Raw genomic sequence first — 14632 nt, 5'->3', positions numbered from 1 at the left:
TTGAGTCCGGGGCGCCCCTGCTTTAGAATGAGAAAGAAGTATGAGTAGAGAGGATGCTTGCGGATGCAACTCGATAAATTACGAGGTCGAGAGCTCGATCAATTGTTTGAAGCGATTTTGAAGCTCGAGACACTCGAAGACTGTTATCAATTATTCGAAGATTTAGCGACTGTTAATGAAATTCAAGCACTTGCGCAACGACTTGAAGTGGCGCGGCAAATTCGTGAAGGAAACACGTATCATAAAATTGAGGATGCGACAGGCGCCTCAACGGCCACGATTTCACGTGTGAAGCGATGCTTGAACTATGGGACAGGTGGATACGATCTCGCTCTTGAACGTCTACAACAAACAAAAGGTGACTCGTAAGAGTCATCTTGTTTTTGATGGAGGGGAGTGGCGAGATGCAACAGAAATTCATGAAACTGAACTTACAATTGTTCTTTCGAAGTTTAACACCGGTCCAAACACTCGTGTTAATTTATAGTGCGGCAGCGATTTTATCAGTTTTGCTCCTCGCCTTACCAATCGCCCATAAGCCTGGAGTGACGATCACGTTTACCGACCTTGTCTTCTTTGCGGTGAGCTGTGTCAGTGTCACCGGCCTGACACCGATTGTAGTCACCGATACCTTCTCCACGTTCGGCTTATTTATCATTCTGTTCATCGTCCAAGTGAGCGGTGTCGGATTGATCAGTTTGCACGTCATCATGTGGATCTTACTTGGGAAACGGATTGGGTTTAGGGAAAGACAACTGATTTTACGCGACCAAAACCAGACGTCCATGTCTGGTATTGTTAAATACATCACGGAAATCGTGATCACCGTTATCGCCATCGAGGCGGTCGGTGCCGTCGTGCTCGGGGTCCATTACTTAAATTATTTTGATACCATCGGAGAAGCCTTCTTACAAGGATTGTTCGGGTCGATCAGTGCGACGACGAATGCCGGGTTTGACATTACGGGAAGTTCGCTCGCGCCATTCCGTGAGGACCCATTCGTCATCTTTACGCAAATCGCGCTCATGACCGGTGGTGCCATCGGATTCCCGGTGCTTGTAGAGATTCGAACGTACTTGGTGAGCCGAATCACACGGAAACGTCACACGTTCCCGAGTCGATTCTCGTTGTTCACGAAATTGACGGTCTCAACCTTCTTTATTTTGATTGCCGTCGGTACGGTCGGCTTGTTCATCTTTGAATACAATAATGCCTTTAAGGACTTGCCGCTCTGGTTGGCACTTTCGGATTCGTTGTTCCAATCCGTGACGACACGAAATGGTGGTCTATCGACGGTCGATGTCAATCTATTCTCTGAAGCGAGCATGTTGCTCCTGTCCATCCTGATGTTCATCGGGGCATCTCCATCGTCTGTCGGTGGGGGGATTCGGACGACGACGTTTGCTGTAGCCGTTCTCGCTGTCATCGCCTTCATTCGCGGGGACTCGTCCATTAAAATTTTCGGTCGTGAAATCGTCCTTGAAGATATTTGGAAAGCGTTCGTGATCATTACGGTTTCGCTTGCCGTGTTACTATCAGGTGTCATGGTCATGGCTTATTTTGAGGATGCTTCGTTGACACGAATCTTATTCGAGGCGTGTTCTGCGTTCGGGACGACGGGTCTATCCGTCGGATTGTCTTCCGAGTTTAGTAACGTTGGAAAATGGGTGTTGACGATTCTCATGTTCATCGGCCGAATCGGCGTCATCGCCTTCATTCTCATCCTGCAACGGAGACAACCGAAGCGGATGTATAACTATCCAAAAGAATCAATCATCTTAGGATAAGGAGATTGTCATATGAAAGCATTTTGGATCAACTTCGGATACGTCTTCATTGTTCCGGTTCTTCCGTTTATCGCCATCGTCAATGGAACGGCACTCTGTTCACCGGACTCGCCGCTCCTTGACATACCGGTGCTCGGATTCTTTTTAGCGAATCCGCTCTGGTTCGTTCCTGTTTACGGTCTATTCGCCTTGCTTGTTGCGAAATGGTTGACGGATCGGGAACGGAATCGTACGGCACGTTCGTGACTTGCTTCGGCAAGTCTTTTTTTGTTGGAGAGATGCACGGGAGGAAAAAAATCGATACACTATAGAAGGATTCGATAGGAGGGAATGAGTTGGAATTTCAGACGTGGCGACATGTGTTTAAACTAGATCCGAATAAGGAGCTCACAGATGAGGCGCTCGAGGCGCTCATCCATTCGGGGACCGACGCCTTTTTGATCGGGGGAACGGATGGGATTGATGCAGAGAATACATTTGCGCTTTATGCGAGAGTCCGAGATGCCGGGATTCCAATCGCACTTGAGATTAGCCATCCTAGTCAAGTCATCCACGGATTCAATCATTACTTCGTGCCCACCGTGCTGAATGCAGGAACTCCGGAATGGATCATTGGTCATCATGCCCGTGCGTTTGAACGATTCGGCCATTTCTTTGATGCTCGTCTTGTCACGGCTCAAGGATATCTCGTCTTAAACCCGGAGGCGAAAGTCGCTGACGTGACGGAAGCGCGATGCGATTTGACGATCGAAGAATCCGTGGCATACGCGGAAGTTGGACATCACTTGTTCCGTCTTCCCTCGCTCTATATCGAATATAGTGGACGACTCGGGAATCCTGATGTCGTCAAAGAGATTCGTTTGGCGTTACCTGATGCACATCTCTTTTACGGTGGTGGCATTGAGGGAGAAGAGACGGCACGATTAATGGGTGCACATGTCGACACGATTGTTGTCGGCAATATCATTTATGAAGACTTAGCTGGAGCACTTGCGACTGTACGAGCACTCCGATAAAATAAGAACAAACGTTTGGAACAAGGAAGGAAACGATTATGTATAATCTTAGCGAAGAATTAGTTAAAGGGATGAACCCGGAACAAGCAGAAGCGGTGAAGCATACGGATGGCCCGCTGTTGATCATGGCGGGTGCAGGGTCTGGGAAGACTCGTGTCTTGACCCATCGTGTCGCCTATTTGATGGCGGCGAAGCAAGTGGCACCGTGGAACATTTTAGCGATCACGTTCACGAATAAGGCAGCACGAGAAATGAAAGATCGGATTGCCCGTCTTGTGGGTGGTGTCGCCGAAGACATTTGGATTTCTACATTCCACTCCATGTGCGTCCGGATTTTACGACGCGATATCGATCGCATCCGCTATGACAGGAGCTTTTCCATTTTAGATGCCTCGGATCAATTGACAGCAATCAAACAGGTGTTGAAAGAATTGAACCTCGATCCGAAGAAGTACGAACCGCGTACCCTTCTCGGGATGATTTCAAATCATAAAAATGAGCTGCGTACGGCGAAAGATGCGGCTGCCCTCGTCGGGAACAATCCGTACGAGCGAATCATCTCGGACGTCTACACAGCGTATGAGAAAAAGTTGAAACAAAACAATGTGCTCGACTTTGACGACTTGATCATGAAGACGATTCACTTATTTCAAGAAGCACCGGACGTGTTGGCGTTCTATCAGAAGAAATTCAAGTACATCCATGTCGATGAGTATCAGGATACGAACCGTGCCCAATATACGCTCGTCAAACTTCTCGCACAGGCACACGAGAATTTATGTGTCGTCGGGGATTCGGATCAGTCCATTTATCGTTGGCGCGGTGCCGACATCGCCAATATCTTGACGTTCGAGAAAGATTATCCGAGCGCCCATGTCATCTTGCTCGAACAAAACTATCGTTCGACGAAACGGATTTTAGAGGCGGCGAACGGTGTCATCCAAAACAACGCTTCCCGGAAAGAGAAGAACTTGTGGACTGAAAATGATGAAGGAGAGAAACTGTTGCTCCATGTCGCATCGGATGATCGCGACGAAGCGTTCTTCATCATGAACCAGATGAAAGAGCTGAAGATGGAAGGGATGGACTACGGACAGATGGCGGTCCTTTATCGGACGAACGCTCAATCACGTGGACTCGAGGAGATGCTCCTCAAATCGAACATCCCATACAAAATGGTCGGCGGGACGAAGTTCTATGAGCGAAAAGAGATCAAGGACGTCCTCGCATACTTGCGATTGATCGCCAACCCGGATGAGGACATCTCGTTCGTTCGCGTCGTCAATGAGCCGAAACGCGGAATCGGTGCCGCGACGATTGATAAACTAGGTGACTTTGCAGATATGCAAGGCGTCTCACTTATGGATGCGATTCGTGACATCGAATTGTCAGGCATCGCCCCACGCACTGCGACGAAACTCGCGGACTTCCGCCAAATGATGCTGGATTTACGGCAGATGGCGGACTACCTCTCCATTTCAGAACTCGTCGAAGAGGTATTGAAGAAAACAGGATATGAAGAGATGCTCAAAATCGAGAAGACGCTTGAAGCGGAAAGCCGACTCGAGAACTTGCAAGAGTTTCTGTCGGTCGCCCAAAACTTTGAGAAAGAGAGCGATGAACAGACGCTCGTCGCCTTCCTTACCGATTTGACGCTCGTCTCAGACCTCGATTCACTCGATGAAGTCGATGAGTCGCATCAAGTCACGTTGATGACGTTGCACTCGGCAAAGGGACTTGAATTCCCGGTCGTCTTCTTGATTGGAATGGAAGAAGGACTTTTCCCGCACAGCCGTGCCTTGAACGACGAGGAAGAGATGGAAGAAGAACGTCGTCTTGCGTATGTCGGAATCACCCGTGCCGAGAAGCGTCTCTATTTGACACGTGCCCAGTCACGGATGCTATATGGTCGCTTCCAAAACAACCCGGAGTCGAGATTCTTGCATGAGTTGCCGGAAACGTTGTTGGAGCGGTCCGGTAAGGCGAGAAAACCGATGCCGTGGAACCCGGTCGAGTCACCAGGGAAGTTACCGGTGAATGGCTTTAGTTCGAAACCGAAGCCGAAACTCGCCCAATCGTCCGGTGCCGAAACGGTCGGATGGAATGTCGGCGACAAAGCGAATCATAAAAAATGGGGACAAGGGACGGTCGTACAGACACGTGGTGAAGGCGACCAAGTCGAAGTCGACATCGCATTCCCGGAAGTCGGGATCAAGCGCCTATTGGCTAAATTTGCCCCTATCGAAAAAGCGTGAGGTGAGAATATGGAGATGGCAGAACGCGTAGAAGAGCTACGTCAAACGTTAAATCAATATGGTTACGAGTATTACGTACTCGACCGTCCGAGCGTGCCGGATTCGGAGTATGACCGATTGATGAACGAATTGATTCAAATCGAGACTGATTATCCTGAACTTCGAACACCGGATTCTCCGACGCAACGCGTCGGAGGGGCTCCGCTCGACGCATTCGTCAAAGTGACACATGACACGCCGATGCTCTCGCTCGGCAACGTCTTCTCGAAAGAAGAACTCGTCGAGTGGGTGGAGCGAATTGAGAAAGATCTCGGCTACACGCCGACATTCGTGGCAGAACTCAAATTTGATGGTCTCGCTGTCTCGTTAAAATATGAGAATGGCCGCCTCGTTCGTGGCGCGACGCGTGGGGACGGGACGACGGGGGAGGACATCACGCAAAACTTGAAGACGATTCGTTCCATCCCTCTCCGATTAAATGAGGACGTGACGTTTGAAGTGCGAGGTGAGGCGTACATGCCGAAACGTTCGTTTGAACAATTGAATGATGAACGAGAACGTAACGGCGAGCCACTTTTCGCAAATCCGAGAAACGCTGCTGCCGGTTCACTTCGACAACTCGACTCAAAAATTGCGGCGTCAAGAAATTTGGCGTTCTTCGCATACGGTTTGGTGTCGCAAGACGATCTCGTCGCGTCACATGACGAATCACTCGATTATTTGAAACGACTCGGTGTCGCAGTGAGCGGAGATTATACAACATGCCAGACGGCGGATGAACTGTGGGATTACATTGAGACATACGTGACAAAACGGAGTGACCTCCCATATGAAATTGATGGGATTGTCATCAAAGTGGCCGGTTATGAAGAACAAGAACAACTTGGTTTCACCGCTAAAAGTCCGCGCTGGGCCGTCGCGTACAAGTTCCCGGCAGAAGAAGTCGTGACGACGATCGAGGACGTCGATTTTAGTGTCGGTCGTACGGGGAAGGTCACACCACGGGCACGATTTGCCCCGGTTTCTGTGGCAGGTTCGACCGTGACGTATGCGACGCTTCACAATGAAGATTTTATAAAGGAAAAAGATCTTCATATCGGTGACCGAGTCGTCATCAAAAAAGCAGGAGATGTCATTCCGGCCGTCGTATCGGCACTGGCGAGTGAACGGAGCGGGGAAGAGCGGGTGATTGAATTCCCGACGCATTGTCCGGCGTGTGGGTCGGAGTTGATTCGACTCGAAGGAGAGGCGGATCATCGTTGCGTCAATCCGGAATGTCCGGCTCAACTGCTTGAAGGACTCATCCATTTCGTGTCGAGACAAGCGATGAACATCGACGGGCTCGGCGAGAAAGTCATCACGCAGCTTCACGAAGCAGGGCTCGTTCACAATGTGGCCGACCTGTATCGCTTGGACCGAGATGATTTACTTGGACTCGAGCGCATGGGCGAGACGTCAGTGACGAACTTGCTCTCGGCAATCGAACAGTCGAAGCAAAATTCATTGGAACGGGTGCTCTTCGCCCTCGGGATTCGACTCGTCGGACAAAAGGCCGCTTCTTTAATTGCAGAACGGTTCGAGACGATGGAGGCAATCATCGCGGCGACAGTCGAAGAATTGACAGCCATCGATGGTATCGGGACTAAAATGGCAGAATCGATCGTTCTCTATTTCGAAAAACCGGAAGCACGTGAACTCGTCAAAGAACTTTCAGAATCGGGAGTCAATCTTTCCTTCAAAGGAACGAAACGACCAACGACGGAAGGAGCACCGCTCTCTGGGAAGACAGTCGTATTGACGGGGAAGTTGCATGAGATGACACGTGGCGAGGCTGGGAAACAGCTTGAACTTCTCGGAGCGAGTGTAACGGGAAGTGTAAGTAAGAACACAGACTTGCTCGTCGCCGGTGAAAAAGCAGGTTCGAAGCTGGCGAAAGCGGAATCTCTCGGAATTGAAGTATGGGATGAGGCAAAACTGCTCGACTTTTTACATGAACAAGCATAAGACGTTCGCTTCGGCGAACGTTCAGCTTGTTGACAAATAACATGTTCGAACTCGTCCTTCCGGCGCCCACGCTTTCCTCAGGCAATCCCGGAGCCGCATCGCGACCTAGGTCGCTGCTGGGTCTCCGTCGGATTGCTTTCCTGAAGGAGTCGGGGCGCCGTCGGGCGAGCAACGCAAACGGTCGTCATCTGGCGGCCGTTTGTCTTTTTCTAAGGTCACGACAGCCGAAGAAAAAGCTCGGTATTTACTTTGAATCGATGTTTTAGGGGAAAGGGAAGGTAAACGCCGAGATCATCCTCCTCGGGCCGCTGTTCAACATCCGTTCCGTTCGTCAGACCGTGAAGGATGGATGGTGTCGACTTGTTGATCATTAGATCCGCCCTCTGTGTGTTCTTCTCACACCATTATATGGGACGAAGGACAAAAGGTGACCAAGAACGGGCAGGCGAGACTTCTGAGGGAATAGCAAGCAAAGGGAGACCCAGCAGTGACGCAGTCGCGATGCGGCTCCCTGCTTGCCCCTAGGAAAGCGAGCCGTGTCCGGATTGTGCATAAGACCTATACTTTGTCTACAGTCTGGACGTTCGCTTCGGCGAACGTTTTTTATTTTTCGGAAATAAATGGGATTGAGCAGGTTCGCACAAGCGTGTGAGGGGTATAGATTAACTAAATCAAAATGCTAATATATTTTTGCGAGAGAACCCTTTGACATCATGACGTTCACACACACATTCCTCTCATTCCTCTACGTGGTGAACGTCGTCATCGGAACGATTGCGATTCGAGCGCTTGTTTTCACCTTAGAGGAGGGACCAACATCATGACACACAACATCCAGCGCTTCGTTGCCGTATTTACCATCCTCATGTTCCTTTCAACCTTATTTGGGGTGCCTACCGCCAAAGCGGACACGACCACGTTCCGGTATATTCAAGTGAATTTGACAGATGAGGAAAGCGAAACATTATATGAATCAAGTCTCGTCTATGAAGGAATCACGTATTACGGGAGCCGTGAATCAGCTGACGTTTGGCGATTTATGATTGATGCGGAAGCAGTAGACGACTCGTTGATTGACCTCATCACGCTCTACAATGCGGAAGGTGTACCGTATACGTTTTCTCCAAACACCATCACGGAAGCCTATCCTGTCGAAGAGGAAGAACCGCCTGTTGTCACAGAACCAGATCTATCAGAAGAAGTGACGCCACCGGTTGAACCAGAACCAATCGTCGAAGAGCCGACGACTGAACCGACGTTACCGAAGCTCGCCGTTGAAGCAATCAATATCGCCGCAGTCGACCGAGCCGTTGTCGGAGGCGAAATATCGTATACGTTCATTGTAGAAAACACAGGAGACACGCCGATGACGGTGACAGAATTCTCTCACGAGTATGTGAGCGGAGACATCGATCATCAATCAATCGAATCGTTCAATCAACACGTATTTGATCGTTTGCATGAATTAATAGGAGAAGACGGTCTCTTGCCGGGGGAACGGGTGGAAGTGACAGAAGTCTTATCGATTCCGACCGGATATTCGTTCGACGCACATCCTGAAATCGGCAGTGTCTTTCAAGTGACCGGGCTGGATGAATTCAACCGGGTCGTCACATCAGAAAGTCAACAGATAATCCTTTTACAAACACCAGACTTCACCGTGAATGCGACGGTTGAGAAGGCGACCGTTCAACCGGGAGAGCCCGTTCGCTATACGTATACGGTCACCAATCCTTCGAAAGTCACCTTGTTTTTAGCGGACGCGATGCTCACATGGCCAAGCGGTGCCTTGACAGAAGAAGAACGAAACCAGGCAAATCAACGATTCACGGAGCAAGTCGAAGCAATTCCTACCTTCAGAGACGGACTCGGTCCGGAAGAAGAAGTGACGTTCTCGTTTGAGCTTCCGCTCCTCCCATCTTATGATGTGAGAGCCGGGGCTGAATTGATTCAACGTGCCACATTCATCTTCGAGGTGGATGAAGGGATCAGGGTTACTCGCTCCGTTGACGTACCGGTGGCGGTGAAGCAACCTGTTCCGGTAAAAGAAGAGCCAAAACAAGACGCTAACAAGCAGAAGACAGAGGTGAAAGCCACACCACCTGTCGTGAAAGTCATCGTCAAAGAGAGTGGAGCGAAACGAGTCGAGCACATCGATGAAGCCGATCCGTACGCACAAGGCGTACTTCCGATGACAGGCGAAGCGGATGATCTGTGGCACGTCATGCTCGGTACACTTCTCTTCGCGTCAGGACTCCTACTGTTGATTCGTCGCAACCACCCGTCAACGAAACCATAAATCGACATCCCTTCTCGTTCATCCGAGAAGGCATTTGTTCTGATTCCGCTTCGATACTTTTTTCGTGTAACGATTTTGTTATAATGGACAAAGTGAAATAGGAAACGATGTTCAAAGGAGCTAGACATAGATGAAATGGAAACAACTCGTCATCCCGACAATCGCCTCGGCGCTATTGTTGAGTGGATGTTCAATGAAAATACCGATGGGTGAAGAAGAAGCGACACCAACTGGGGACGAAACAGCGGCCGAAGGCGTCACACAAGCGATTGAAGCCCGTGACTCATACTATCAAATGGTCATTCCGTTCAAACCGGCGGCAGCGAGAGGGCTCGCCCAACGTCAAGTCAGTTCATCGTTAGAACTCGAAGAAGTCGAACTCGGTCTCATGCGTCACTCAACGGACGCGTTCGACCCGGAAAAGTTCGCTTATCAAGAGGGACAGCTGTTGAACGCGGAGGATGTATCTCGTCTGCTCGCACGGAAAGATAAAAGTAATGAAGGGTTGACCCCCTTGAACCCGGCTTATGCGGATGGCAAGGCAGAAGTCGAAGACGACAAGTTCGTCGATGCGAACAAGAAATCACCGCTTTATTTAGCTTCGATTGTCGAACAAAATTACATGACGAAAGAGGACAGCGGGTACCAGGTTGGGGGCGTATCGTTTGCACTTATTTTGAACCGTGAATATGTCTTCCAAGCACCGAACTATGGTCCGACATATACCGTCAAACTCGATCAAAAGAAAGTAATCGCAGAAGGGGAACGTATGGCGAACGAACTCGTCTCCCAATTACGAAAGCGTGAAGACTTCAAGGACCTCGATATCAATGTCGCGCTCTATATGAAATCGACACAAGGTTCACCGACACCGGGGAACTATATCAAGTCGGCCTTCGTTGGGACGGCGGATCAAGTCAAATCGGGCGACTGGAAAGCGATCGATGAGAAGTACTACTATTTCCCGTCGACATCGGCGACGTCTGACGTACGCGAGGACGCTCAGAAATTTACGCTCTTCAGCGATCGGATTGCCGACCTTTTCCCGGACTATAGCGGGATGATTGGGAAGGGCTTTTATCAGAACGGAGATCTATCGAGAATGGAGATTGATATCCCGATTCAGTTTTACAGTCGCGCTGAGCTCGTCGGCTTCACACAACACGTGGTCGGCTTGCTCGAAAACCGTTGGGAATATAGCCGGAACGTTCCGGTTCGTATCAACGTGACGTCACTTGGCGGAGACCCTGAAGTGACGATTGTGTTTGAGGACGGCATGGATAGCCCGAAAGTCTACTTCTAATCGAGAAGAGGTTCGTTTTTTGAAACGAATCTCTTCTTTTTTTCGTATGAAAAGTGAAAGGATTATCTTTGACCTTATTTGACCAATTGAGTAGAATAGAGTTAACAGAAACGGGAAAGGGATAGGTGAGGTGAATCCATATGGCTAAAAACTATTACGACGAGCTCGGTGTCTCCAAGGAAGCGACCGAGCAAGAGATTAAACGTGCATACCGGAAACTGGCGAAACAATACCATCCGGACGTCAATAAAGACCCTGGCGCACAAGAAAGATTCAAGTCGGTCCAGGAAGCGTTTGACGTATTGAGCGACCCAGAGAAAAAGGCGAACTATGATCGATACGGTAGCCCGGATGGACCGTCGTTCGGACAAGGGTTCGGTGGCGGTGGAGAGACTTACGGGGAAGGCTCGTCACAATTCGAAGATCTATTCCGACAATTCGGAGGCGGATCGCGTACGACCTCTCGGACTTTCGGATTTGAAGATATGTTCGGAAGCTTCTTTGACCAAGCAGTCGAGGAAGACTTGGATGAGACTGTTCGTGTCAACATCCCGCTCAGTCAATTGACGAAAGAGTCGAAAGTGAGTCTACGTCTTCAAACGGGTACCGTGAACGTCAAAATTCCACAAGGTGCCTACGAAGGTCAGAAGTTGCGGTTGAAAGGAAAAGGTAGCCGCGTCGGACAATCGGGAAACCGAGGAGATGTATATGTCGAACTTCACTTTGCGGATGACGATACGTATCGTCGTGAAGGAGAGCATATCGTGACCGTGAAACGATTGCGTCCGCTCGACTTTTTAGACGGGGCGAGCGTCATCGTTGCCACGCTCGACGGGGGACGCGTGAAGCTGAAAGTGAAACCGGGAAGCCGTCCGGGACAACGGATGCGGATCCCTGGTCGCGGTGTCATGACCGCCTCGAAGGTGCGGTCGGACTTATTCGTCCAACTCGAGGTCGACCTGCCTCTTGATGAGACGTACCGTTCTGTTTATGAGCAAATCGAACGTTAATGAATAAGGAGGAATCGTGATGGACTTTAATCGTTTTACAGATAAAGCACATGAATGCATTGTCAGTTCACAGGCGTTAGCGAAACAATATCATCATAGTGAAATCAATGAGTGGCACGTCTTGGCGTCCATGATTTCGCAGACGGACGGGATCGCGCCGTTGCTGTTTCAAAAAATGGAAATCAACGTGTCTGAGATTGAAGGCGAAGTCGCACTTTCTTTAAGAAATGCACCAAAACTTCAAAATCCGACGACACCGATGATTTCGGCTTCTTTGCTGAACGTTCTAACGACGGCGGAGCGAGAAGCGACAGGGATGAACGATGAATACGTATCGGTCGAACATATTTTACTCGGCATCTTGTTGAACAGTAGTCAAGCACAGGCGATGCTCGAGCGAAAAGGGATCACAGAAGACCGTCTCCGTGAGGCGCTCGTCGCCGTACGAGGCAATCGTCGGATCACTTCGAAGTCGCCTGAAGCGACGTATGACGTCTTGACGAAATACGGACGAGACCTCATTCAAGAAGTGAAGACCGGGAAAATCGATCCGGTCATCGGACGGGATAGCGAGATTCGTCGTGTCATCCGGATTTTGAGTCGGAAAACGAAAAACAACCCAGTCCTCATCGGGGAACCGGGTGTCGGGAAGACGGCGATTGTCGAAGGGCTCGCCCAGCGTATCGTTCGTGGAGATGTGCCGGAAAGTTTGAAAGACAAAACCATCTTCAGTCTCGATATGAGTTCCCTCGTTGCCGGTGCGAAATATCGTGGGGAGTTCGAGGAACGTCTACAGGCAGTCTTGTCCGAAGTGAAAGAAGCGGAAGGCACCATCATCCTCTTCATCGATGAACTGCACACGATTGTCGGTGCAGGGAAGTCGGAGGGATCGATGGATGCCGGGAACATGTTGAAACCGATGCTCGCCCGAGGCGAACTGCATTGTATCGGTGCGACGACACTTGACGAGTATCGTCAATATATCGAGAAGGACCCGGCCCTCGAGCGGCGTTTCCAACAAGTACTTGTCGCTGAACCGGATGTCGAGGATACGGTTTCCATCTTGCGCGGTTTGAAAGAACGCTTCGAGATTCACCACGGGGTACGCATCCATGACAATGCGCTCGTCGCAGCGGCTGTATTATCCAATCGCTATATCACCGACCGTTTCATGCCGGACAAGGCGATCGATCTCGTCGATGAGTCGTGTGCAATGATTCGGACGGAGATGGAGTCGATGCCGGCTGAACTCGATGAATTGGTCCGTCGGGTCATGCAGCTTGAAATCGAAGAGGCGGCTCTTAAAAAAGAGAGCGATGCCGCTTCCATGAAGCGACTTGAGGCGCTTCAGCAGGAATTGGCGTCACTTCGTGAACAGTCTGACTCGTTACGTCTCCGCTGGGAGAATGAGAAGGAGTCGACGCACCGCGTACAACAAATCCGCGGAGACCTCGAGAAAGTACGTCTCGAGTTACAAGAGGCAGAGAGTCGTTACGATTTGAACCGGGCCTCGGAACTGAAATACGGACGAATCCCGGAGCTTGAGCGAGAACTCGAAGAAGCGGAACAGTTGGCGAGTTCGGTGACACGTGAACTCGTGCGTGAAGAGGTGACGGAAGAAGAAATCGCCGAGGTCGTCTCAAAATGGACGGGCATACCGGTGACGAAACTGACAGAAGGAGAGCGGGATAAGCTCCTCAATCTAGAAACGGTCTTGCATAAACGTGTGTTCGGACAAGATGATGCGATTCGTCTCGTCAGCGATGCGGTCATTCGGGCGCGGGCTGGCATCAAAGATCCGAATCGTCCGATCGGCTCATTCCTCTTCCTCGGACCGACGGGGGTTGGGAAGACAGAACTCGGGAAGGCGCTCGCAGAAGCGATGTTTGACTCGGAAGATCATATCGTTCGACTCGATATGAGTGAATATATGGAGAAACATGCCGTATCACGTCTCGTCGGTGCCCCTCCAGGCTATATCGGATATGAGGAAGGTGGCCAGTTGACAGAAGCGGTTCGCCGTAACCCGTACTCGGTCCTCTTACTCGATGAGGTCGAGAAGGCACATCCGGACGTCTTCAACATCTTGTTGCAACTGCTCGATGATGGTCGATTGACTGATTCGCACGGGCGCATCGTCGATTTTAAAAATACAATCGTCATCATGACGTCGAACATTGGGGCGGACATCTTGCTCGAGGCAGCGAGAGATGGTGTGATTGATGAAGATGAGGAGCGTCAAGTGCTCGATAAACTCCGTCGCCATTTCCGTCCTGAGTTCTTGAACCGGGTCGATGAAACGATTTTGTTCCATCCACTCACGAAAGATCAAATCGGTCAAATCGTCGAGAAAGCGGTCGGACGGATGAGCGAACGGCTCACGACACGCTCGATTCATATCGAGATCACTGACGCAGCGAAAACGTTCGTTGCCGACGAAGCGTATGAACCTCAATTCGGTGCCCGTCCAATCAACCGTTACGTACAACGGACGATTGAAACGAAACTTGCCCGTAGCATCCTCGCTGGAGAAGTCGAGGATGGTCAAACGGTCATCATCGATGTCGAGAACGGGGCGTTAACGTTACGCCCATCGACGGCCAATGCATAAAAGAGGAATCCACAACCGGATTCCTCTTTTATGTATGCCGATGTTTTCTTCTCAAAATCAAATAACAGATGCCTATAAAAATGAGATAGAGCACCGTTCCGAAAAATAAGTTGAGTACCCATGGGATGGTTCCCATAAATATGGCGCGGGTCGCTTCTTGAAACCAGAGCAGTAACCAGAAGAATAAGCCAAGACTTGTTGCGAGTATCGTGTAAAATCCCGTCATACCTTGTTTCGTCCATCGCTTGATTCCGAACCCGAGTAAAGTCGTAACGATAAAAATTGTACCCAACCCAATATAGAATAATCCGTCAATCGGTAATGACTGCACCTACGTGGCTCCCTTC

At 50.1% G+C, this 14632-nt stretch carries 11 protein-coding genes; 10 read left to right on the top strand and 1 reads right to left on the bottom strand.

Going from position 1 to position 14632, the window contains the following annotated elements; all coding sequences use genetic code 11:
- Nucleotides 1-63: 63 nt before the first annotated feature.
- The 10 genes from KNO70_RS13920 to clpB all read left to right on the top strand — a co-directional run bounded on the left by KNO70_RS13920 (nucleotide 64) and on the right by clpB (nucleotide 14285).
- The gene (locus KNO70_RS13920; RefSeq protein ID WP_015880718.1) at nucleotides 64-369 is read left to right on the top strand and encodes a YerC/YecD family TrpR-related protein; all 306 of its coding nucleotides are present in this window, start codon (nucleotides 64-66) and stop codon (nucleotides 367-369) included.
- 35 nt (nucleotides 370-404) lie between these two features.
- Complete coding sequence (locus tag KNO70_RS13915) at nucleotides 405-1787, top strand: TrkH family potassium uptake protein (RefSeq protein ID WP_078146261.1); 1383 nt, start codon at nucleotides 405-407, stop codon at nucleotides 1785-1787.
- 12 nt (nucleotides 1788-1799) lie between these two features.
- Nucleotides 1800-2033 (top strand): hypothetical protein, encoded by a 234-nt coding sequence (locus tag KNO70_RS13910; protein WP_074037828.1) that lies wholly within the window; start codon nucleotides 1800-1802, stop codon nucleotides 2031-2033.
- A gap of 89 nt (nucleotides 2034-2122) precedes the next feature.
- Complete coding sequence (pcrB, locus tag KNO70_RS13905) at nucleotides 2123-2803, top strand: heptaprenylglyceryl phosphate synthase (RefSeq protein ID WP_078146262.1); 681 nt, start codon at nucleotides 2123-2125, stop codon at nucleotides 2801-2803.
- Nucleotides 2804-2841: 38 nt separating this feature from the next.
- Entirely contained in the window at nucleotides 2842-5058 is a 2217-nt protein-coding gene (gene pcrA, locus KNO70_RS13900; protein WP_214731723.1) for a DNA helicase PcrA, read from the top strand.
- Nucleotides 5059-5067: 9 nt separating this feature from the next.
- Nucleotides 5068-7062: an NAD-dependent DNA ligase LigA gene (ligA, locus tag KNO70_RS13895; RefSeq protein WP_078146264.1), complete on the top strand. Its 1995-nt coding sequence runs from the start codon at nucleotides 5068-5070 to the stop codon at nucleotides 7060-7062.
- 820 nt (nucleotides 7063-7882) lie between these two features.
- Entirely contained in the window at nucleotides 7883-9361 is a 1479-nt protein-coding gene (locus KNO70_RS13890) for an LPXTG cell wall anchor domain-containing protein (RefSeq protein WP_214689254.1), read from the top strand.
- Nucleotides 9362-9491: 130 nt separating this feature from the next.
- The gene (locus tag KNO70_RS13885; RefSeq protein WP_015880725.1) at nucleotides 9492-10664 is read left to right on the top strand and encodes a CamS family sex pheromone protein; all 1173 of its coding nucleotides are present in this window, start codon (nucleotides 9492-9494) and stop codon (nucleotides 10662-10664) included.
- Nucleotides 10665-10804: 140 nt separating this feature from the next.
- A complete protein-coding gene (locus KNO70_RS13880) occupies nucleotides 10805-11674 on the top strand; it encodes a DnaJ C-terminal domain-containing protein (RefSeq protein ID WP_214685471.1) in 870 nt (289 codons plus the stop codon).
- 19 nt (nucleotides 11675-11693) lie between these two features.
- Entirely contained in the window at nucleotides 11694-14285 is a 2592-nt protein-coding gene (clpB, locus tag KNO70_RS13875) for an ATP-dependent chaperone ClpB (protein WP_214812741.1), read from the top strand.
- Nucleotides 14286-14313: 28 nt separating this feature from the next.
- Here the strand turns inward: clpB and KNO70_RS13870 are convergent, their stop codons facing one another.
- The gene (locus KNO70_RS13870; protein WP_214812740.1) at nucleotides 14314-14616 is read right to left on the bottom strand and encodes a hypothetical protein; all 303 of its coding nucleotides are present in this window, start codon (nucleotides 14614-14616) and stop codon (nucleotides 14314-14316) included.
- Nucleotides 14617-14632 lie beyond the last annotated feature (16 nt).

The organism is Exiguobacterium sp. s181 (assembly GCF_018617125.1).
In the GTDB taxonomy this organism is placed as follows: domain Bacteria; phylum Bacillota; class Bacilli; order Exiguobacteriales; family Exiguobacteriaceae; genus Exiguobacterium; species Exiguobacterium profundum.
Note: the sequence above shows the minus strand (reverse complement) of the source record. Positions and strands in the feature narration are given on the sequence as shown.